Origin of the sequence: Roseivirga seohaensis subsp. aquiponti (assembly GCF_001267955.1) — a bacterium.
Classification (GTDB): domain Bacteria; phylum Bacteroidota; class Bacteroidia; order Cytophagales; family Cyclobacteriaceae; genus Roseivirga; species Roseivirga seohaensis.
Genome location: NZ_JSVA01000018.1, coordinates 181202 through 201380 on the forward strand (window position 1 = coordinate 181202; position 20179 = coordinate 201380).

Genomic DNA, 20179 nt, shown 5'->3' on the forward strand with positions numbered 1-20179 from the left:
TTTTCAACCTGCAATTTAAGCTTTGATTCTAGTTTTTCGACACTAAACCGTAGAAGTATTCCTCGTAATTCAGAATTGTATTCTCCATACTGAAAGTCTCGAAGGCGGTGGTTAACCCATTTTCGATAAACTTATCTCTGGTGGGTTGATCGGAGAGAAGCTGCTTTATTTTAGAGGATAGTTCAGTAATGTTTCCGTTTTCGAAGAGAAAACCGTTGTAATCGTTTTGAACTACATCGGCTATACCTCCAAAGTTGGTGGCGATTACGGGGCATTTCATGGCCATGGCTTCAATCAACACCAAACCGAAGCCGTCCATGGTGGAAGCAAGAATGTTAATATCGAACAAACGGTAGAGGTTGAGTACTTCTTTTCCAGAAACATCGCCCAAGCAAATCACTTCATTCTTTAGGCCAAACTGCTCGATATAAGGCTGTAGCTGACTTTGTTCTATTCCTGCAAAAACGAGTTTAATACTTGGGTCGTTGAGTTGGGTAACGGCTTCAATAATTTGAGGCTGCTCTTTAAAGCGAGAAACACAACCGATTACTTTTTCTGTTGCTTTGATCTTAAGCTGTTGTCTGAATTTCTCTACGGTTTCCTCATTCCATTGCGTTAGTCGCTCTGCGGGAATGCCGTTATGAATTACTTTTAAATGATTTTTGGGATAGCCCTTTTCTGCGAAAATGGTTTTCAAGCCTTCGCTAATCACCACAATTCCAGCAGTGTTTTTTACGTAAAACCATTTCTGTAACCAACCGCCAGCGCTCAATGGGTTTTGTCTTCGGGTATGAACAATTTCTACCTTAAGCTTATACCTGAGTTTGGCAAAAATGGCCGTGTAGCGGTCGTAACTCGATTGGGCGTTAATCACTTGAATGCGATGTTTTTTCACTGTATCCCGAATCTGCCGCCAGTTTTCAATGTCGAACTTTCCTTGGAAAGTCATTGGGATTCGCTGCACTTTACTGCCTTCCAGCAAATCCCAAATGAGCATGTCTTGCCTGCAGCCCACAAAAACCTCGTGCCCCTTTTCGGCCAGCCCTTTTGCTAAATAGGCAATGGAATTGGTAGAACCTGCCAAACCACCTTGGTAGGTAATAAAAAGAAGCCTGAGTTTGTCTTTCGGCATGTTTTAAATAAGTGCTTTGCGGATTAACCTTTCCAGTTGGCCGGATCTTGTCTCCACTTTTCTAAAGAAGCCAAGTCATCTTGGTTTACATAACCAAGTTCTTTCGCCTTTTCAAGCATTACAGAATAGTTACTCAAGCAGTGAAGCTTGATGCCCGCTTTTGCAAAATTTTCGTCTGCTAAAGGGAAACCATAAGTGAAAATGGCCACCATTCCAAGTACTTCATAGCCAGCAGCTTTTAGTGCTTCTGCCGCTTTTAAAGAACTTCCTCCGGTAGAAACAAGATCTTCTACAATCACTACCTTTTGACCCGGTGCGACTTTACCTTCAATAAGGTTTTCCATGCCATGTCCTTTTGGGGAAGAACGAACATAAATGAAGGGAAGGTCCAGTTCGTCTGCAAGTAAAGCGCCTTGAGGAATACCAGCAGTAGCTACACCTGCAATAGATTGCGCTTCTGGGTAGAGTGATTTACATGCTTCGGCCAGTGCCTTTTTAATGTAAGTTCTTGTGGCAGGAAAAGAAAGCGACATGCGGTTATCGCAGTAAATTGGAGATTTCCATCCTGAGCTCCAGGTAAACGGTTGAGACTTATTAAGTTGAATTGCTTTTATTTCTAATAAGTCGGAAGCAACTCTTAGTGCTGTATCTTTAGGGGTGCCTGATTTTTCCATGGCACGAATTTAAGGGATTTTTTTTCTGAAATTTATAAACCCAACAGAGGTATTGTTCTTAAAAAATATTTCATATTAGCAAAAATTAGTGCTCACAATAGATGAGAATATACATCAAAGATAAGCCCCTTCGAATCAAACGCCCGGAGGAAGTTAAGGATCATTCTAAATTCGACCTTGTAATCAATGTGGATGATATTATTCTGAATGAGAAAGCATTTAGGGGTAATATGTTGATCACCAATGCTTCTCAGGGAATGATAAAATCGTTACTTTTTATTTTGCACCATAGCAAATTAAAGGGCTTTAAGTCTGTAACCCTTATTACTCCAGAATACGAAGAAACCGTCAATTTAATCAAAGCGAAGTTTAAGATCATTAAAGCGGCTGGTGGGGTAGTAGAGAAGGACAATAAAGTGCTAATGATTCACCGCCTCGGCATGTGGGATTTCCCAAAAGGTAAAATCGAAGGGAAGGAAAGCGTTCAAGAGGGCGCGAAGAGAGAAGTAGAGGAAGAGTGTAATGTTAAGGTGCAAGTGAAGGAGCAGATATGTGTTACTTGGCATACTTATGTGCGTGGTGGAAAGGATATTCTAAAGAAAACCAGTTGGTTTTTGATGGGTAACCTTGACGACTCTAAAATGAAACCTCAAGCAGACGAAGATATTGATGAAGTGAAATGGATGAACTCTAACGAGGTAAACGTGGCACTTTACCACACCTATCGTTCAATCCAACACGTTTATAAAAAGTATAAGAAAAAGAGAAAGAAGAAAGCTGTTTAAAGCTCGTAAGGCAGAAACTCTTGAACATCGCCTCCATAACGATGCACTTCTCTGATAATGGTAGAACTGACCGATGATAGCTCGGGTGAAGTAATTAAAAATACCGTTTCGAGTTCATCGTTTAGATGCCTATTTACCTGAGAAATACTATTTTCGTACTCAAAATCTGTTGTATTCCGTAACCCTCTTATTAGGTATTTAGCGCCCATTTTATTTGCAAGGGTGGCTGTAAGCTCATTATACACAACTACTTTTACCCTTGGAACATTGACAAACGTGGTTTCAATTTTTTTCACCATAAAATCAATATCGAAATATCGATTTTGCTTGGCGGTATTATAGCCAATCGCAATGACCACTTCATCAAACAGCCCTAAAGACCTCATTACAATATCATGATGTCCTTTTGTGAAAGGATCGAATGAACCTGGGAAAATAGCGATGCGCTTCATAGCAGCGGGTATTGGTTATGAATTGGTGCCTGAGAAGCTTCCGAAAATTTCTATGTGTTCGTAAAGCTCAATTTCATCAAACTGATGACTCATTTTAAATTGAGTAGATCTTTTACCCAAGCTAAGGTTTTTAAAGTATTTTTTCAGCAGCGGTTCTAAGCTTTTTATTCTGTCTTTAACACCCCATAGCGTTATTGGGGTGTCCTGGCCTTCTTGACTAAATTGCTGAATTGACATCAAAATTAATTTAGGCAGCTGCTTTAGGTCACCAATTTTGAATTGGTTATAAATCATCAACTTTTGCCCATTAAAACCAGCTAACATTAAAGTATCAGAATTACAATTGAGGTATAGGGCTGGTTTGGCAACTTTAAGCAATTGGTTCTCAATGCTGTTTAAAAAGGTAGAGCCTTCATGGAAAACATGGATACTGGCCTTTTTATATTTAGAGAAGAACCAATCTTGGATAGCAGCAGGGTAACCAAAAACATAAGTGGCTGCCAGTGATTTGTGTTGCTGTATTGCGTAATTGTCTAAATCAGGATTGCTATCAGTATTCAGACGTATGTAATTGTATGCTGAATCTTCATCGAATAAGAAACTCGGAACCAAACAGAACTGATTATTCCTGATATGAATATGTATGGTAGGCCAAAAACCAGCAGGTACTAACTCATGCTGATCGTGTAGCTTATCGAGAAAATCAAGCGGGGAAGATGAAATAAGGTGATTTTCGAAAAGCAGAAGCTTCTGCTTTTGCTCATCAAATACTGTGATTTGACAGTCGTGCTCACCAATAAAAAACGAAAGACGACATTGATCAATGTGATCAATGTCCATTCTTTCGTCTTTAATTTTTATGAGTTCTTGGTTTTTAAAAGTACTCACTATAATGATTTACTACCAGTTACCTGAAGTGGTGATTTCAGTTCTAGAACCGAAACGTAAAGGTCTTCTGTTTTTAATTTCGTTATCCTCTGTTCTCGTTCTGTCGAAAGGATAAGTGTCAACTACCTCAATGTAATCTACATTAACACCTGAACGAACGGAATCTTTGGCGTAAAGCGAAAAGAACTTGTCTGGTGCATGTGGTAACCTTGGTAGGTTCATTGGGTTGAAGTTTGGCATTTTAAACAATGAATCTTTCACGGTTCTAAAACCTAATGTGTCATAAGTAAAGGTAGAAATTTCTTCACCGTAGGCTTTTGTTTCAATTGTCTCCGTTCTTTGAATCAACCAGATTTTTCCACTATCTACATAAGAAATTAATTTCTCCCAAGTATCGGCATAGTCACCGTAAGTCACTTGATAAGCAACTTGAGCATCACGAATGAGTTCAAGTTTGGCTTTCACCGAATTTTCTACTCTTTCAATCTCTTTTGCTTTCTGAATGGTTGAGTTAATACTGTCATAAAGGAAGTAGCCAAATGCGATGGCTCCAATGAATATGACTACAGTAAGGATTTTAGTTAGGCTCATTTTTTAAGGTTGATCTTTTTGCGAAAATAACTATTTTATTAGGTAACTGAAATAAATCGAACTGCTATTTTATGCAATTCTAACGAAATTTGAAATAGCCAGTCTGATTTAAAAGGCTTTCGAAACTAGTAATATTTTGAATAAGATGGTGCAAGGGAGCGTTAGGGATTTGTTTTATTTTTTCAAAGGGTTTAAAATCGGTTTGAGCGATAACCTGAGAATAGGCTTCTATTTGAATTTCAGGGCTTTTTTCAACTTTTTATATTAGTTCACGGTTGAAAATATTTTTTTTTCGATTTGAATATTCAATCGGCTATTCGGGTTCTGAATTGAGCTTTGTTGAATTTTCAAACGAGGCTTATGTCCAAGAATTTCAAGTACTAATTGCTTGAAGTGTTGAGAGCATTCATCAACTGTGCTTTTAGAAGTTCCGATTCACTTGGCCTTGGAGCATCCTTATTTACTAGTCGCCCATTAGTATCGTAAATCATGTAACGTGGAATAAACTGAATTTCTAAATCGTCCATTTGCAATGAATTATCGGCATTCATAATTCGATAGTTGGTACTTCCTTCTAACTCTAACTTTTTTAATGCCTTTTGCCATGGTTCTTCTGTACGGTCGGTAGAAAGGTAGAGGTAGACGATATTATCGTTGTTCATTTCTTTCTGGAACTTCTTAGAATTAGGCATTTCAGCAATACAAGGGGCGCACCAGCTGGCCCAATAATCTACATAGATCACTTTTCCTTTGTTGGCCGAAATAAATTCATTCAGGGTTCCAGTCTTTCCGCTGTTATCTACTAATTGAACATCGTCATCAATTTCAAACTTGACATTATACTTCTTTACAAAGTCATTAAATAGCACATTGTCTTGATAATCATTTTTGAATTTGGTGAGGTACTTAAGCCTTGTTTCAATGTTGAAATCCCCAGTCTCAGAAAGTATTTTGTCTAAGTTTTTATACTGAAGAAGTTTTCTTTCTGTGGGACTAAACGCTTTAGATGCTTGAATGGAATCGTATGAGGTGGCGTAGTCTCTTATACTGCTAGCACTACCTCTACCTCTCATTTCAAGCTTCGGAAGAGGGTAGAGTCGCTTGGCTTTGGTTTCTATGAAACTTTGGTAAACCCCTGAAACGAGAAGAGAATCATTTCTAACGGCAAGCACGGGGTGATTTCTTTCTAAGTCTTTGAGTATTTGACGTAAATACTCGAAGTTTTCTTCCTCAGGGACATACCTTAATTCGGTCACTTTATTGGTGAGCTTCCAATACAAGTCACTTAGCATGGCATTATGATGCTGATCAGTGATTAAACCTTGTTCTTTGAAGGAATTGATTCGTTTAATTTCTTCCGTTAACTCTTGATTCAATACTTTCCCCATCTTGATTCTGTATTTTTTCTCGAACTCTTGAGCGCTAATGGTCTTGTCTTCACCTCTTGAGTATAGTCTAAAGCCCAGTAGAGAGTGATTAAATATAATCATAGCAGGTAAGTCGTCTTGGTATATAGAATCCCGCTGGTTTAAGCTAAAGTTTGTGACTTCCGTGTTTTCTTTTCGGTTAATGATTTCTGCAATTGGTTTTGTGCCCTCATAATTAAAGATAACCGTATCTCCTTTCCTGAAATAATAGGTGAGTTCATCCAAGGCTTTATAGGTAAGCTTGACTTCAAGCAAATCACGCTTCGTGCTTATGGTCACTGTATCCGAAGGAGAGTTGACTTCAAAACGATAGCGTGTGGGTATTAAAGCATCATTGATAGTTTGGATTTGGTAACCATTACCTGAAGCAAGGTTTCCAACAGGTTGATCATAAAATGAAGGAAAAGTGTATCTAGCATGCGATTGAGGGTTTTTGAAAATCAAAACCACCTGCCCTGGCAATTGAGGCTGGTCTATGAGTTTTTCTTTATTGTCTCTACAGGCCAAAGTGGATATTAAGATCAGTAAAACGAGGTGCTTATTCATAACATGTGGTTTATTCTATAAATGTATAGAAATATCACATTTATAAACTAATTATTTAGTTATTTGTTTTTCAAATAACCAGTCCTACTTAAAAGACTCTCAAAGTTGCTTATTTTTTGAATCGCGTAATGCAAATGTGCTGTTGGGAGCTGTTGTATTTCTGGTAGAGATTTAAACTCGACCTGTGTGATGATTTGTGCATTGGCCTCCATTTCTGGGTCAGTGCCCTTTTTGAGATTTCCACCCGTTATTCTTACTTCAAAAAATAATTCAATGCCGTGTAGCGGTGGGTCGAGGTATTCATGCACAAAAAGGAATCTCTCCACATCAATGTCTAAATGGGTTTCTTCCATAAATTCACGCTTCAAAGCTTCATGGGCACTTTCTCCATATTCCATACCTCCGCCCGGTGGCGCCCATAAAGAGCCACCTTTTCCCAAAGCGGTATGGTGAACCATCAAAAGACCTTCATCGGTAATGCAGATGCCACAGACCCGAACCCGAAGTTTTTCGCCATAATTAGATTTGATTTTGGATTCCAGTGAGTCCATAAGTAGGAGATACGATATATTTGTTCAAAATTGAAAAGATGATAAAGGTATTGAATCCCAACTTCAAATCAAGAATAGAGAAGTTTTTGGAACGACAGTATTTTATGAAGCTAGTAGGCTTTGATTTGAATGTGATTGAAGCGGGCACTACGGAAGGTTGGTTGACTTTGACACAGGAACATCAGCAGCAAACAGGTTTGGTGCATGGAGGCGTTACAGCTACCGTGGCCGATATTGTTGCGGGCTTTGCGGCTTATACGGTGGTGCCAGAAGATCACCACGTAGTGACGGGAGAGATTAAAATCTCCTATTTTTCTAAAGGCAAAGGAGACCGACTTCATGCTATTGGTAAAGTGATTAAACAAGGCAGAAAACTGAATTTCTGCGAGGCCGAAGTATGGTGTTTAGATGGTGAGAAAAGAACCTTAATCGCCAAAGCCACTACCACCATGGCTACTATTTTCCCTGAAGATATTTCACGCGCTAAAAATTAAGCATTGGCAAAACCTTCTGAAATATTATTGAGCAAATTCCCTTTTGAGCCCACTTCTGGTCAAAAGGAGCTTTTTCGCATGTTCGATACATTTCTACTGGACAAAGATTTAGTAAAGCCTACCCTAACCATTCGGGGTTATGCTGGAACTGGGAAAACCACAGTCATTGGTGCGGTGGTAAATATGCTTCCCTTTTTCAATATGAAGTATGTTTTGATGGCGCCCACAGGCCGTGCAGCCAAAGTGATGTCTTCTTATTCCAAACGCACGGCTTTTACGATCCACAAAAAGATCTTTCAGCAAACAGAAGAGCCGGGGGGAAGTCTACGGTTTTCGCGACAGAAGAATTACCACACGAATACACTCTTTATTGTGGATGAAGCTTCAATGCTCTCAGATCAATCGGATTACGGCACAAAAGGGCTCTTGACCGAGTTGATGGACTACGTGTTTGAAAAGGAAGGGAACAGACTTTTGCTGATTGGTGATGTGGCGCAGCTTCCGCCAGTAGGCAGTGCCGAAAGCCCAGCTTTGGAAGCCTCATACCTTAAACACAACTTCAAAACCGATAACTTTTCCATAGAGCTTACCGAAGTAATGCGGCAGGAGGAATCATCTGGGATACTTTATAATGCTACGCAACTCAGGAAAGAACTTAGCAAAGAGAAGTTTGATATTAAGTTTACCACAGGTCAGTTTAAAGATATTTTTAAAATGACGGGTGAAAGGTTGGAAGATGGTCTCCGCTATGCCTACGATAAGTATGGAACCGAGAATACGGTGATTGTTTGTCGGTCGAATAAAAATGCGGTGCAGTACAATCAGTACATCCGTAGGGCCATTCAATATAGGGAAGACGAATTGGAGGCTGGAGATATATTGATGATTGTTCGGAACAACTATCACTATTTACCAGAGAATACGCCTGGTGGTTTTTTGGCCAATGGCGACTTTGTAGAGGTGATGAAAATAGTTCGGTTTGAAGATGTTTACGGATTGCGTTTTGCTACCCTGAACCTGCGATTACTCGATTACCCAGATCATGAGCCTTTCGAAGCCAAAGTAATTTTAGACACCCTCTATACGCCAGAAGCTTCGCTGCCAAGTGCAGATCAAAAGAAGCTTTACGAGCAAGTGGTGGAAGATTATGCGGATGTGGAATCGAAAGGCGAACGGATAAAATTGATTAAGAAAGATCCTTATCTGAATGCCCTACAAGTGAAATTCGCTTATGCGCTTACCTGCCATAAATCTCAAGGCGGTCAATGGGAGGCGGTTTTCGTAGACCAAGGTTACCTCAATGAAGAAATGATCGATCAGGATTATTTGCGTTGGCTATATACAGCCGTTACCCGTGCCTCAAAAGAGCTTTTCCTTGTTAATTTTCATCAGAAATTCTTCTGATTACTTCTTTAACCGCAATACTTATTTAGTCTTTTTGGTGAATCAATTCACTGATAGTTATGACTTTTGGTGAATCAATTCACCAAAAGTCATTATATTTGGGTATGACCTAGTGAAATGACTTATGATTAAACGTGCATTAGAGGAGAAAATTAGAGGCAAAATAGGGCGAGGAAAAGCCATTGTTTTAATTGGTCCAAGGCAAGTGGGTAAAACTACACTAATTAATCAGGTTTTAAATGGTGAAGACTTTCTGTTCTTGGATTGTGACGATCCAACAGTGAGAAATATTATTTCAACTGCGGGAACCGAAGAACTCAAAAGATTAATTGGTACTCACAAATTTATTTTCATTGATGAAGCCCAACGAGTTAAAGAAATAGGGTTGAAACTCAAAATCATTGTAGATCAAATCAAACCACATCAATTATTTGTGAGTGGGTCTTCTGCATTTGAACTTAATAATGAATTGCATGAACCGCTTACAGGAAGGAAATGGGAGTATGAATTGTTTCCAATTTCGTGGAGCGAATTTGAAGATAATGTAGGTTACCTTAAATCAGAGCAACAATTGCCGCTGAGACTGATCTATGGTATGTATCCAGATGTTATCAATAATCCAGATGAAGAAGTTGAAGTGCTTAAAGAGCTTGTTAATAGTTATTTGTACAGAGATCTTCTTGCTTTTGGTGGTATAAAGAAGCCTGAAGTTTTGGAACGCCTATTACGCGCTTTGGCTTTTCAAATGGGTAATGAGTTTAGCTACAATGAACTAGCAAACCTTTTGGGTATTGATAAAAATACGGTGAATTCATACATGGATGTCCTTGAAAAAGGATTTGTTATTTATCGTTTGTCCTCATTCAGTAAAAACCTCCGAAATGAGATTAAGATGAACCGTAAGGTTTATTTCTACGATAATGGAATTCGGAATATGATCATCGGTGATTTTAAAAATCTTGATAATCGGAATGATGTTGGTGCTTTGTGGGAGAATTTTCTAATTACGGAAAGAATAAAACTAAACAGGTACTTTCAGCCTACAGCGCATTCGTACTTCTGGCGAACAAAACAAAAGCAAGAAGTAGATTATGTTGAAGAGCTTAACGGTGATGTTAATGGCTATGAAATAAAGTGGAACCCAAAGGCTAAAATAAGCTCAATTCCAAAATTCACAGAGACTTATAACAGTAGTATCTCCAAATTGAGCAGAGATAACTTTAGATCTTTTTTAAAACTGTAATTAAAGACTATTCTTAACCCCCAAAATCAAAAACACCCAACCCAAAATAAAGCCCAAACCTCCAATTGGAGTGATGGCACCCAGCCATGTAACATTGGTCAACGAAAGGGTGTATAATGACCCACTGAATATGAATATGCCCACCACAAAGCAGATGGCAGCATAGCCAAAGTAATTGTTTTGGTAGTTGATCATGAGCATGCCTAAAAGAAAGAGTGCTAAAGTGTGGTAAAACTGATATTTCACGCCAGTTTCAAAAGTATCCATTCGGTTGTTGGCAGTTAATGTACTTTCCAAACCATGCGCACCAAAAGCGCCAATGGCTACTGATAACATTCCAAATATTCCAGCTAAAATTAAAACGGTTTTTGCGCTCATTTCTAATTGTAATTTCTTCCTCCAAAAATAGCAGACCCAATCCTTACCATAGTGCTTCCTGCTTCGCAAGCCACTTGGTAATCATTAGTCATACCCATTGATAATTCCTTCATTTCTAAATTTTCAGAATGAATTTCATTTTTGATTTGATCAAAAAGTGCTTTCAGACCAGTAAATTCTTTCTTCACCCTTTGCATGTCATCAGTATTGGTGGCCATACCCATGAGTCCAACAACTTTGATGTGTTTTAAATCTTGAAAAGCTTCAGATTTTATGAAGTCAAGCAATTCTTCTTCTGAAAAACCAAATTTACTTTCTTCCTTAGCAATAAACACTTGCAGTAAACAAGGAATTACTCGGTCATTTTTTGCGGATTGCTTATCTATTTCCTTTAAAAGTCTCTCGCTGTCTACCGCATGAATAAGGTGAACAAAAGGTGCAATGTACTTTACTTTATTTCGCTGTAAGTGGCCAATCATGTGCCATTGAATATCTTTCGGCAGCGCTTCGGCTTTTTCTGTAAGTTCCTGAACCTTATTTTCACCAAATGCCCGTTGCCCTGTTTCGTAAGCTTGTAACAAATCCTCTTTGGGTTTAGTCTTACTTACGGCAATCAATTGAGCACCGAATGGTTTTAGAATTTCGCGGTATTTTTTTATGTTGTTTTCTACACTCATTTGAGTTGCCTTAATTTCAGTAGTACTTTTGTTTATATTTGAAACGCTCAGTAAGTTCCAAAGTTAGAATAAATTCGCTTTGAAAGGGGCTTACCGACCACACGAAAATTGATTGAATGGCCATATTAGGGACTATACTTAAAAAAGGAATAAAGCTTAGGGAAACGCTTGAACAAGATTATACATCGCCCTACGAGCTTCAAAAAAAGGAATTGTCGAAACTGCTTATCAGCGCAAGAAACACGCAATTTGGTAGAGAATATGATTTTGTAAGTGTGCTGGAGTCTTTCAGAAATCATGGAGGGCACGATTTTCTAGAAAAATTTAAAGCCAATGTTCCCGTTTGCGATTATGAAAAAATGAATGCCGACTGGTGGCATAAAATAAGGGAAGGAGAAGAGGATGTTTGCTGGCCAGGAAAAACCAAGTTTTTCGCTTTAAGTTCTGGAACATCAGGTGCAGCTTCAAAATATATTCCTGTTACAAAGGATATGATTCGCCAGATCAGAAGAACGGGAACAAGGCATATATATACACTTTCTAAGTATGATTTACCCGATAAATTCTTCCAGTCAGGAATGCTCATGTTGGGTGGAAGTACCTCGCTCAATTTCTCAGGAAACTATTATTATGGTGACTTGAGCGGTATCACTACTGGCCAATTACCACTTTGGGTACAAGGCTTTTCGCGCCCTACACCTAAGATTAAAAAGAACAAAGATTGGGCAGCTAAACTCGATGAAATCGTAGAGTCGGCTCCCAAGTGGAATATCGGCATGATCGTGGGCGTGCCCGCATGGATGCAAATTCTTTTAGAGAGAATTATTGAAAGATACCATGTAAAGGATATTCATGAAATTTGGCCGAATCTACAAGCTTTTGTTCATGGTGGTGTATCGTTTGAGCCTTACAAAAAGGGGTTTGAAAAGCTATTGGGTAAGCCTGTTCATTATATAGAAACTTATTTAGCTTCTGAGGGATTCTTAGCTTTTCAGTCTGAACCCAATAAAAAATCAATGAGACTGGTGCTCAATAATGGTATTTTCTATGAATTTGTGCCTTTTAACGATAAGAACTTTAGCCCTGATGGAGTGCTTGTAGATAATCCAGAAACCGTAATGATTGATGGAGTAGAAGAGGGGAAAGATTATGCTTTGTTAATTTCTACATGTGCAGGCGCTTGGCGATACCAAATTGGCGATACTGTTAAAATTGTAGACAAAAGGAACTCTGAAATTATCATTACAGGTCGAACAAAGCACTTCTTAAGTCTTTGTGGCGAACATCTTTCCGTAGATAATATGAATCATGCCATTGAAGTGGCTGCAGAAGAAATGAATATTAGTGTTAAGGAGTTTACCGTTACGGGAGTTCCTGATGGCACATTATTCTCTCATAAATGGTATGTAGGTACCGATGATGAAGTAGATAGCACCGCGCTCTGCGAACGAATCGATGCGCAGCTAAAAGTGGTCAATGACGACTATGCCGTAGAACGAAAGCATGCACTAAAGAACGTAACCTTGGAAATTCTTCCAACATCTGTTTTTTATGATTGGATGCGCTCAGAAGGTAAAGAAGGTGGGCAATCTAAATTTCCGAGAGTACTTAAAGGAAAACATCTTAGTAGTTGGATAGATTTTCTTAGTAAACAACCTAAGAAGTTCTGATGCATCCTGTTCTCAATGGTTTACTATTTGGTTTATTGCTCTGTGTACTTATTGGTCCGGTGTTCTTCGCCCTTATCCAAAATAGTATAGAAAAAGGGTTTTGGTCTGGGTTCTTCATGGCCATAGGTGTGGCCCTTAGCGATATCTTTTATATTGTCATCACCTACTTCGGGGTTTCTCAACTTGTAGAAAGTGAAAACTTTAAAATGTGGCTGGGAGGAGTAGGAGGAGTCATTATGCTGGTGTTTGGACTTTTCTATTTGTTTAAATCAGTACCTAAAACCACTGTTATGAAGAATACCAATGGCAGTAAAGATGGTTTCAAACAAATATTAAAGGGCTTCTTTTTGAATGGTGTGAATCCTTTCGTGCTCTTCTTTTGGATCGGGATTATGAGTAAAGTATCAATCGATTTTGAATACACTTCAAATCAAGCCTTTGGTTTTTTTGCTGCCTTAGTGGGTACAGTGTTTATTGTAGATGTATTAAAATCGCATTTCGCTACTAAGCTTAGAGAAATTGTAACGGCTCGTTTTATGAGAATAATGAACCGTACTGTAGGCGTAGCTTTAATTCTTTTTGCCCTTCGTTTGCTTAATTTCTTGCTCGAAGGTTTTGGAATAGAACTCTTTGCGTAGCCATGAAAAAATCACTCATTCTTACCTTGTTCTTAGTTTTCATCACCTTTCAGGCGCTTGGTCAGTCATCTGACCTGACAGCATTTAATGCCGACCGACTGGAATTGAATAAAGTGGGGATGATTGTTTTGGGAAGTTGGGCTGTTGGGAATTTTGCTACCAATGCGGCTTTACTAAGAAACCCAAGCTCTAAAGAACAAGGCCATTTTTATAGGATGAACATCTATTGGAATGTAGTGAATTTAGCGTTGGCCGTTCCTGGCTTACGCAATTCCCTAATTACCGACCCTAGCTCAATCAGTTTAACGGAATCCATTGGTGATTACCACCAAATGGGTAAAGTGCTTTTGATTAATGCTGGACTAGATGTAGCCTATATTACTGGTGGTTTTCTAATGAAAGAAATGGCCAAAACACGACCAAACAAACAGGACTTACTGAATGGGTATGGTAAGTCTTTAATCCTGCAAGGTGGATTTCTCTTCGCTTTTGATGTAGTGATGTATGGCTTATTACAATCTAAGAGTGAAAGCCTAAATAAAATATTAGAAACAGTAACCGTAAATGCTGACGGATTTAGTCTGGCTTTTAGGTTTTAAAAAAGGGTTAATCCTCCAACACGTTACTCACAAAAGTACTTTTAGAGAGCATAAATAGAATAAAGAAAACCAATCCCCATTTGGCATAAATAGGATAGAAGTCCGTAGTATTCTTGTAACGGGTTTCTTTGATTTCAGCTTTCTCGTATTGGTCAATTAAGCTGAAAACGTTTGAAAGTGCTTCGTTATCAGAAGCGCGATAGAACTGACCATCACCAATCTCGGCAATCTTTCTAAGCGTGGTTTCATCCAGCGTATTTTCGATATAGTTGGGTCTGCCAAAGAAGTCTTTTCCGTAAGGCACTTTTCCGTCTTTGCCAATACCAATGGTGTAGATTTTAATACCATAAGCAGCGGCCAATTCAGCGGCAGTAATTGGGTCAATATTTCCGGCAGTGTTATCTCCATCACTCAATAAAATCATCACTTTAGAAGCCGCAGATGATTCCGTCATTCGGTTGGTTCCTGTTGCAATGGCACTACCAATGGCCGTTCCTCTGTTCTCGATTTTACCAAAGTCTACTTCGGTATCGATAAAACTACCTAATAATTCATAATCAGTAGTCAATGGAGAAAGTGAATAGGCATCACCCGAAAAAATCACCAATCCAATTCTGTCCTGAAACCTGCCATTGATAAAATCACGTGCGGTTTGTTTAGCAGCCTCAAGTCGGTTGGGCTTAAAATCTTCAATCTGCATTGATTCTGAGGTATCAATAATGAGTACAATATCAATCCCTTCTGTCCATTGCTCTACTTGTTCGTTTGTTCGTTGTGGACGAGCAAGGGCTACGATTAACATGGCCAAAGCCAGTGCGGTAAATAGGTTAGGAATTACCCTTAAATAGCTTGTCCAGCTACGTTCTATGTCTTGTTTAGGAAGGGCAACAGGGAGTTTCTGCTTTATTTTAGTTCCGATTAACCATTTAAGAAGAAAAAGAATGAGCACTAATGGTAGGGCATAAAGAAAAATCGGAAATGCCCAATCAAAGGATTTGAAACCCTCAGGAGTAAACCACTCCAGAGAAAGCCAGCTATATTTCGATTCGTCAAGCATTTTTAATTACTTCTGAAATGTGATTGTATCGGTCTTGAGTATAGTCTTTCAAAAACTCAAAATCATTTTGTAAAGCAGAAACGGTAGCCTTACTGTATATGTTTTTATCAATAGATTTGAGCGTTTCATCCAAGCTAGAACTTTGCATTAGTAATACAATTTCTTTGGTAGTTAGCTTAGTAAAAGGCAGGTTTTCTAAACCTTCCATGTAGCTCTTCCAGTATTTTAGTGTTTTCTCTATGTTGGCTTTGGTAGTGTCATTGCTCAACGCATCAATCTGTTGGTCAAAACCAGCATTGAATTTTTCAAGGCCTTTTTTCAACCTATAAAGCTTAATCTTTTTCCTAATGTCTTTGCCCCAAACTACTAACACAATGATGGCCAAAACACCTAGCACCACTAAAGCGATAATGAAATAAGGGTAGTTGAATTGCAGAGAAACGGGTCTGTAATAAGAGTTTTCTTCCATATTCACACTGTCGGGCATTTGCGTAACTACCTGATCGAGAATGATGGAATCCATTAAACTAAAATTCGGAATACTATCGCTTTCTGTAATTAAGAAAACAGGAAGGGAAAGCCTTTGAACCGTGTCGATTTCAAAAGTAGTGAGGTAATAAACCGCACTATCAATACTATTAATGTCGTCAGATTGGGTGTTGAAATACTCTTTACTTACCAGCTCAAACGGAGCAAAGTTGTAGAGCGAATCAGGAAATATAACAGACCTGTTTTTCTTGTCTTTATAACTGAAAATAAAAGGAACCGGCTCACCGATTTTCACACTGTCTTTCAAGAAAAAACCAACCGGTTTTGTTTCCTGAGCGTGAATTGCCTGACTTCCAGAAAAAAATAAGGCGACTAGAATGGTAAGTTTAACGATCTTAATCACGTTTCATTGATTTATTTCGCAGTTTGAAAAGTTTGATGAGTTGTGGGATATAATAATCCTTGGTATTGATTTCTACATAATTGATTTGGTGCTTTCTGCAAAATAACTGTAAGTCATCTTTATTGGTAGAGTATCGTTTTTCTAGTTTATTTCTAAAGTCTTTTGACGAAGTATTTACCCACACAGTTTTTCGACTCTCTTTGTCGTAAACAGGAATTATCCCCAAGTTAGGTAAATTAGTTTCTCGGTCGTCTTTTAAGTGAATCACCACAAGGTCATGTTTGTTGGCCAAAGTCCTCAGGTTCTTTTCGTAATCGGTATCAATAAAATCCGAAATCAAAATCACCACACTTTTTTTGTTGATGGCTTCAAGCGCTAAACCAATCGCTTTACTGATATTCGTTTTTCCAGATTTTGGTTTTAGGTTATAGAGTTCATGAATAATAGCATAACCGTGTTTGCTGCCTTTTCCTGACTTTACAAATTTTTCTTTTTGATCTGAAAAACAAATAAGCCCCACTCGATTTTGTTCTTTAATAGCCGAAAGCGTTAAAACCGAAGCAATTTCTTTTCCTACATCAACTTTTTGCGCACCTGGGTTTCCTATTTCTTGCGAACCACTTACATCTAGCAAGAAGAAAACTGTCTGTTCTTTTTCTTCTTTAAATGTTTTCACAAAGGTTCCGTGTCCCTTAGCCGAACTGTTCCAGTCGATGTTTCTTACATCATCACCATAATGGTATTCGCGCACTCCATCAAACTCCAATCCCGATCCTTTAAAAATGGAATGGAAGTCTCCTTGCATCCGAGAATTGATGGCTTTTCTGATTTGTATTTCGTACTTCCTAAGCTTGGAAATTATGTGCTCCATATCTAAAAGGCCAAAAATAGAATTAAATCGGTTTTATTCAGTGTCAACTATCTTAAATTTGGTTAAGAAGCATTCCGCTACCGTGCAGAATACGTTACCTTTGACAAATTCGTTTGAAAATCGAAGTTGAAAATAAAATTGAGAATTGAGTGTGAAAAAGCTTTTTTTGTTGGCGGTTTGTTGCTTGTTTTTTACCTGCGGTAGTAAAGAGGAGTTGCCAGAAGGATTATTGTCTGAATCTGAGATGATCGACATCATGGTAGATATTAGAGTAGCTGAAGGTAAAGTGACTCACTTGTTGCTTCCGGCAGACTCCGCAAAAAAGGTATTTAAGATATTGGAAAAGAGGATTTTCGAAGAACACAATGTAGATACAGTAGCCTACAAAAAAAGCTATCAGTACTATTTACTTCATCCAGAAAAGGCTTCTGTCATCTTCTCTACCACACTAGATAGCCTCAGTGTTATGAAAGAAAGAGATACAAACCTGAGATAAGAATAAGCCCCATTTACCGAATGCTTTACCCACAAAATTTAGAAGAAAAGTTAGGTTTTGATAAAATCAGAGCCGTTTTGCTCGAAAAGTGCGAGAGCAACTTAGGCGCCCAATTCGTTTCAAAAATAAAATACGCCACAGATCGCAATTCCATAGATAAGTGGTTAGAACAAACCCACGAGTTTACGAGAATCATTCAAAGTGGAGAACTTTTTCCAAACGCTAATTATATAGATGTTTCTTCACACCTTAAAAAGGTGCAGATGGAAAACTCATTTCTTTTAGAGGAAGAGTTTTTCGATTTATTGCTCGTTTTTAAAACTGCCGACCAATGTTTGAGCTTTTTTAGCCAAAAACGAGAAGATTACCCTGAACTGGTTCAGCTTACTCATCCTTTGCTTTGGAACGATGAATTGCTCTGGTCGATCGACCGAAAGTTTGACGAACGCGGCAGATTAAAAGATAATGCTTCGGCTTTATTGGCCGACATTCGAAAGGGAATTAATGCCGAACAGCAAAGGCTTAGAAAAGTACTTGATGGAATTTTAAGAAGAGCGCAAAAGGATGGCTTTACACCTGATGACGTCTCTATTACCATACGCGAGGGTAGAATGGTGATTCCGGTTTTAGCGGAATACAAAAGAAGAGTGCGAGGCTTTGTGCATGGCGAATCTGCTACAGGACAAACGGTTTATCTAGAACCTAGCGAAGTGCTCGAAATCAACAATGAAGTACGTGAATTGCAGTACGCAGAAAAGCGCGAAGTCATTCGAATTTTAACGGCTCTCACCGATGAGGTTCGTCCAGAATTGGAAAACCTTTCAGGAATAATGAAGTTCTTGGGCATCATCGATTTTATTAGAGCCAAAGCCCGTTTTGCAATAGATATTGATGCCATAAAACCACTTTGGAACGAAACGAAGGGCTTTGCTTGGCAAGAAGCGAGACATCCGTCACTTTACCTTTCCTTTAAAAAGTTAGGAAAGAAAGTAGTGCCGCTCAATATTTCGCTCGATGCTGAAAAGCGAATTTTGGTAATTTCTGGACCAAATGCAGGAGGAAAAAGTGTTTGCCTGAAAACCGTGGGTTTATTGCAGTACATGTTCCAATGTGGCTTACTAGTTTCGGTGAATGAAACTTCACGCTTTACCATTTACAGAGATCTCTTTATTGATATTGGCGATGAACAGTCCATCGAAAATGATTTAAGTACATACAGTTCGCATTTGGTGAACATGAAAAACCTTTTGGGTCATGTAAACAAAGGCAGCTTGTTTTTGATTGATGAATTTGGAACTGGTACCGAACCGCAGTTTGGTGGCGCCATTGCCGAGGCCATTTTGGATGAACTTCGCAGTTCGAAGGGCATGGGTGTAATTACTACGCACTATGGCAACCTAAAGGAATATGCCGATAAGCAACAGGGTTTGGTAAATGGGGCAATGAAGTATGACCTGAAGAATCTTCAACCCATTTATCAACTAGAAATTGGGAAACCCGGAAGTTCTTTCGCCTTAGAAATTGCCCGAAAAATTGGCCTTTCAAATCAAACCATAGAATACGCCAAATCTAAAGTAGGGGTAAAACAGGTTTCTGTAGATCAGCTTTTAGGTCAGCTAGAAAGTCAGCAATACGAAGTTGAAAAGGCTGAAAAAAGAGTGAAGGCCAAAGAGAAGGAATTGGATGAGCTAACGACTCAATATGCCGAGTTAAAATCTCACTTGGAAAACCAAGAGAAGAAAATTCTAAACAATGCGAAGCGCGAAGCCAAAGTGCTATTAGATAGTGCTAATAAGGAAGTAGAGCGTGTAATTCGCGAAATCAAAGAAGCTCAAGCAGATAAAGAAAGGGTAAAGCAAGCCCGTGAAAGTTTAGAGGCAGCCAAGAAGAAAACTAAAATTACTTCGCAAGAAAAAGAAGTAGTTCAAACAGAATCTGGCGCCATTGAAGTGGGGAGTTATGTCCGTATTAAGGGGCAAGAAACCACTGGTAAAGTAATTTCGATCAAAGGTAAGGATGTAGAGTTGAGCATAGGGGCATTAACCTCTATGGTGAAACTGAATCGTTTAGAGAAAATTACCCGCAAAGAAACCCGTGAAAAAGCCAATTCACTTTCAGTTAAGGGCGGTGTTTCCCTCAACGATAAAATGGCCAATTTCTCTCGGAAGTTAGATATCCGTGGCTATCGTGCCGAAGAAGTAATTCCCAAACTTGAGCAATATATGGACGAAGCCATATTGCTGGGCTTTAACGAACTCCATATTCTACACGGAAAAGGTAATGGTGTTTTAAGGCAAATTGTGAGAACGCACCTTTCGTCTTACAAAGAAATTGCTCAAATGAAAGATGAACACGTAGACCGTGGTGGCGCTGGAATTACTGTGGTTACTATGCGTTAGTCATTGGTTGAATGGTCATTAGTCATTGGGGGTAGTCCATAAACTCAATTCATCGCCATTGCGAGAAATAGACTTCGCGGTAGCGAAAGGCTATGACGAAGCAATCTCACTTTTTAAATTACAGAAACTGCTGGCTGGAGACTGCTTCGTTGCAATCCAATTCTAGCGCATGGTTTGCGTCTGCGCCAACGCTGAAGCTAAGGCGTAAGCGTTCGCAGTGACGGTTATTTTTGGCGTCATTGCGAACCTGCTACAGTTCTTCGAAGTGATGGTGTTTACGTGAAGCAATCTCACTTTTTCAAATTACAGAAACCG

Annotated in this window: 21 protein-coding genes; 9 read left to right on the forward strand and 12 right to left on the reverse strand. The window is 38.9% G+C overall.

The annotated features are described in order from the left end of the window. Window positions 1-28: 28 nt before the first annotated feature. The gene (locus OB69_RS15870) at window positions 29-1132 is read right to left on the reverse strand and encodes a glycosyltransferase family 4 protein (RefSeq protein WP_053224731.1); all 1104 of its coding nucleotides are present in this window, start codon (window positions 1130-1132) and stop codon (window positions 29-31) included. A 23-nt stretch (window positions 1133-1155) separates the two neighbouring features. Then, window positions 1156-1806: an orotate phosphoribosyltransferase gene (gene pyrE / locus OB69_RS15875; protein WP_053224732.1), complete on the reverse strand. Its 651-nt coding sequence runs from the start codon at window positions 1804-1806 to the stop codon at window positions 1156-1158. A gap of 101 nt (window positions 1807-1907) precedes the next feature. On the opposite strand from pyrE, the gene OB69_RS15880 reads away from it, so the two are divergent. Then, window positions 1908-2591: an NUDIX hydrolase gene (locus tag OB69_RS15880; RefSeq protein ID WP_053224733.1), complete on the forward strand. Its 684-nt coding sequence runs from the start codon at window positions 1908-1910 to the stop codon at window positions 2589-2591. Here OB69_RS15880 and coaD read toward each other — a convergent pair. From coaD to OB69_RS15905, 5 genes are all read right to left on the reverse strand, one after another. Next, window positions 2588-3043, reverse strand: a complete 456-nt coding sequence (gene coaD, locus OB69_RS15885; protein ID WP_053224734.1) for a pantetheine-phosphate adenylyltransferase — start codon at window positions 3041-3043, stop codon at window positions 2588-2590. The two genes, OB69_RS15880 and coaD, sit on opposite strands and share 4 nt — an antisense overlap. Window positions 3044-3058: 15 nt before the next feature. Next, complete coding sequence (locus tag OB69_RS15890) at window positions 3059-3931, reverse strand: DUF3822 family protein (protein WP_053224735.1); 873 nt, start codon at window positions 3929-3931, stop codon at window positions 3059-3061. A 12-nt stretch (window positions 3932-3943) separates the two neighbouring features. After that, a complete protein-coding gene (locus OB69_RS15895) occupies window positions 3944-4522 on the reverse strand; it encodes a hypothetical protein (protein ID WP_053224736.1) in 579 nt (192 codons plus the stop codon). A 380-nt stretch (window positions 4523-4902) separates the two neighbouring features. Next, window positions 4903-6495, reverse strand: coding sequence for a TlpA family protein disulfide reductase (locus OB69_RS15900; RefSeq protein ID WP_053224737.1), 1593 nt, complete (start codon window positions 6493-6495; stop codon window positions 4903-4905). Between the two features lie 59 nt (window positions 6496-6554). Beyond that, window positions 6555-7046, reverse strand: coding sequence for an NUDIX domain-containing protein (locus OB69_RS15905; RefSeq protein ID WP_053224738.1), 492 nt, complete (start codon window positions 7044-7046; stop codon window positions 6555-6557). A 38-nt stretch (window positions 7047-7084) separates the two neighbouring features. Here OB69_RS15905 and OB69_RS15910 point away from each other — a divergent pair, with 38 nt between their 5' ends. From OB69_RS15910 to OB69_RS15920, 3 genes are all read left to right on the forward strand, one after another. Further along, window positions 7085-7540, forward strand: coding sequence for a PaaI family thioesterase (locus tag OB69_RS15910; protein ID WP_053224739.1), 456 nt, complete (start codon window positions 7085-7087; stop codon window positions 7538-7540). 3 nt (window positions 7541-7543) lie between these two features. After that, entirely contained in the window at window positions 7544-8944 is a 1401-nt protein-coding gene (locus tag OB69_RS15915; protein ID WP_053224740.1) for an ATP-dependent DNA helicase, read from the forward strand. Between the two features lie 124 nt (window positions 8945-9068). Continuing rightward, complete coding sequence (locus OB69_RS15920) at window positions 9069-10187, forward strand: ATP-binding protein (RefSeq protein WP_053224741.1); 1119 nt, start codon at window positions 9069-9071, stop codon at window positions 10185-10187. On the opposite strand, the gene OB69_RS15925 is transcribed toward OB69_RS15920, so the two are convergent. Both OB69_RS15925 and OB69_RS15930 read right to left on the reverse strand, forming a co-directional pair. Further along, window positions 10188-10565 (reverse strand): DUF423 domain-containing protein, encoded by a 378-nt coding sequence (locus tag OB69_RS15925; RefSeq protein ID WP_053224742.1) that lies wholly within the window; start codon window positions 10563-10565, stop codon window positions 10188-10190. A gap of 2 nt (window positions 10566-10567) precedes the next feature. Beyond that, complete coding sequence (locus tag OB69_RS15930; protein ID WP_053224743.1) at window positions 10568-11242, reverse strand: YggS family pyridoxal phosphate-dependent enzyme; 675 nt, start codon at window positions 11240-11242, stop codon at window positions 10568-10570. A gap of 116 nt (window positions 11243-11358) precedes the next feature. Here OB69_RS15930 and OB69_RS15935 point away from each other — a divergent pair, with 116 nt between their 5' ends. The 3 genes from OB69_RS15935 to OB69_RS15945 are packed head-to-tail and all read left to right on the forward strand — an operon-like array spanning window position 11359 to window position 14149. After that, entirely contained in the window at window positions 11359-12912 is a 1554-nt protein-coding gene (locus tag OB69_RS15935; RefSeq protein WP_053224744.1) for a GH3 family domain-containing protein, read from the forward strand. Then, a complete protein-coding gene (locus OB69_RS15940; protein WP_053224745.1) occupies window positions 12912-13550 on the forward strand; it encodes a LysE family translocator in 639 nt (212 codons plus the stop codon). The genes OB69_RS15935 and OB69_RS15940 overlap by 1 nt, the downstream gene beginning before the upstream one ends. Window positions 13551-13552: 2 nt before the next feature. Beyond that, window positions 13553-14149: a DUF6992 family protein gene (locus tag OB69_RS15945; protein WP_053224746.1), complete on the forward strand. Its 597-nt coding sequence runs from the start codon at window positions 13553-13555 to the stop codon at window positions 14147-14149. A 7-nt stretch (window positions 14150-14156) separates the two neighbouring features. Here OB69_RS15945 and OB69_RS15950 read toward each other — a convergent pair whose 3' ends face one another. Genes OB69_RS15950 through OB69_RS15960 form a run of 3 tightly spaced genes read right to left on the reverse strand, consistent with a single transcriptional unit; the run spans window position 14157 to window position 16969 of the window. Then, entirely contained in the window at window positions 14157-15206 is a 1050-nt protein-coding gene (locus OB69_RS15950) for a vWA domain-containing protein (protein WP_053224747.1), read from the reverse strand. After that, window positions 15199-16098, reverse strand: coding sequence for a hypothetical protein (locus OB69_RS15955; protein ID WP_053224748.1), 900 nt, complete (start codon window positions 16096-16098; stop codon window positions 15199-15201). The genes OB69_RS15950 and OB69_RS15955 overlap by 8 nt, the downstream gene beginning before the upstream one ends. Next, window positions 16091-16969 carry a DUF58 domain-containing protein gene (locus OB69_RS15960; RefSeq protein ID WP_053224749.1) on the reverse strand — a complete coding sequence of 293 codons (879 nt, stop codon included), beginning with the start codon at window positions 16967-16969 and terminating at the stop codon, window positions 16091-16093. Before OB69_RS15960 ends, OB69_RS15955 begins: the two co-directional genes overlap by 8 nt. 151 nt (window positions 16970-17120) lie before the next feature. Here OB69_RS15960 and OB69_RS15965 point away from each other — a divergent pair, with 151 nt between their 5' ends. Both OB69_RS15965 and OB69_RS15970 read left to right on the forward strand, forming a co-directional pair. Further along, window positions 17121-17465: a DUF4296 domain-containing protein gene (locus OB69_RS15965; RefSeq protein ID WP_053224750.1), complete on the forward strand. Its 345-nt coding sequence runs from the start codon at window positions 17121-17123 to the stop codon at window positions 17463-17465. Between the two features lie 20 nt (window positions 17466-17485). Next, the gene (locus OB69_RS15970; RefSeq protein WP_053224751.1) at window positions 17486-19864 is read left to right on the forward strand and encodes an endonuclease MutS2; all 2379 of its coding nucleotides are present in this window, start codon (window positions 17486-17488) and stop codon (window positions 19862-19864) included. Window positions 19865-20179 lie beyond the last annotated feature (315 nt).

Bases quoted from the DNA above. Each gene is read 5' to 3' on its own strand.
- OB69_RS15900 (WP_053224737.1), bottom strand. From the start codon at position 6,495: ATGAATAAGCACCTCGTTTTACTGATCTTAATATCCACTTTGGCCTGT.
- OB69_RS15905 (WP_053224738.1), bottom strand. From the start codon at position 7,046: ATGGACTCACTGGAATCCAAAATCAAATCTAATTATGGCGAAAAACTT.
- OB69_RS15910 (WP_053224739.1), top strand. From the start codon at position 7,085: ATGATAAAGGTATTGAATCCCAACTTCAAATCAAGAATAGAGAAGTTT.
- OB69_RS15935 (WP_053224744.1), top strand. From the start codon at position 11,359: ATGGCCATATTAGGGACTATACTTAAAAAAGGAATAAAGCTTAGGGAA.
- pyrE (WP_053224732.1), bottom strand. From the start codon at position 1,806: ATGGAAAAATCAGGCACCCCTAAAGATACAGCACTAAGAGTTGCTTCC.
- OB69_RS15920 (WP_053224741.1), top strand. From the start codon at position 9,069: ATGATTAAACGTGCATTAGAGGAGAAAATTAGAGGCAAAATAGGGCGA.
- OB69_RS15870 (WP_053224731.1), bottom strand. From the start codon at position 1,132: ATGCCGAAAGACAAACTCAGGCTTCTTTTTATTACCTACCAAGGTGGT.
- OB69_RS15895 (WP_053224736.1), bottom strand. From the start codon at position 4,522: ATGAGCCTAACTAAAATCCTTACTGTAGTCATATTCATTGGAGCCATC.
- OB69_RS15945 (WP_053224746.1), top strand. From the start codon at position 13,553: ATGAAAAAATCACTCATTCTTACCTTGTTCTTAGTTTTCATCACCTTT.
- OB69_RS15940 (WP_053224745.1), top strand. From the start codon at position 12,912: ATGCATCCTGTTCTCAATGGTTTACTATTTGGTTTATTGCTCTGTGTA.
- OB69_RS15925 (WP_053224742.1), bottom strand. From the start codon at position 10,565: ATGAGCGCAAAAACCGTTTTAATTTTAGCTGGAATATTTGGAATGTTA.
- OB69_RS15930 (WP_053224743.1), bottom strand. From the start codon at position 11,242: ATGAGTGTAGAAAACAACATAAAAAAATACCGCGAAATTCTAAAACCA.
- OB69_RS15950 (WP_053224747.1), bottom strand. From the start codon at position 15,206: ATGCTTGACGAATCGAAATATAGCTGGCTTTCTCTGGAGTGGTTTACT.
- coaD (WP_053224734.1), bottom strand. From the start codon at position 3,043: ATGAAGCGCATCGCTATTTTCCCAGGTTCATTCGATCCTTTCACAAAA.
- OB69_RS15880 (WP_053224733.1), top strand. From the start codon at position 1,908: ATGAGAATATACATCAAAGATAAGCCCCTTCGAATCAAACGCCCGGAG.
- OB69_RS15970 (WP_053224751.1), top strand. From the start codon at position 17,486: ATGCTTTACCCACAAAATTTAGAAGAAAAGTTAGGTTTTGATAAAATC.
- OB69_RS15960 (WP_053224749.1), bottom strand. From the start codon at position 16,969: ATGGAGCACATAATTTCCAAGCTTAGGAAGTACGAAATACAAATCAGA.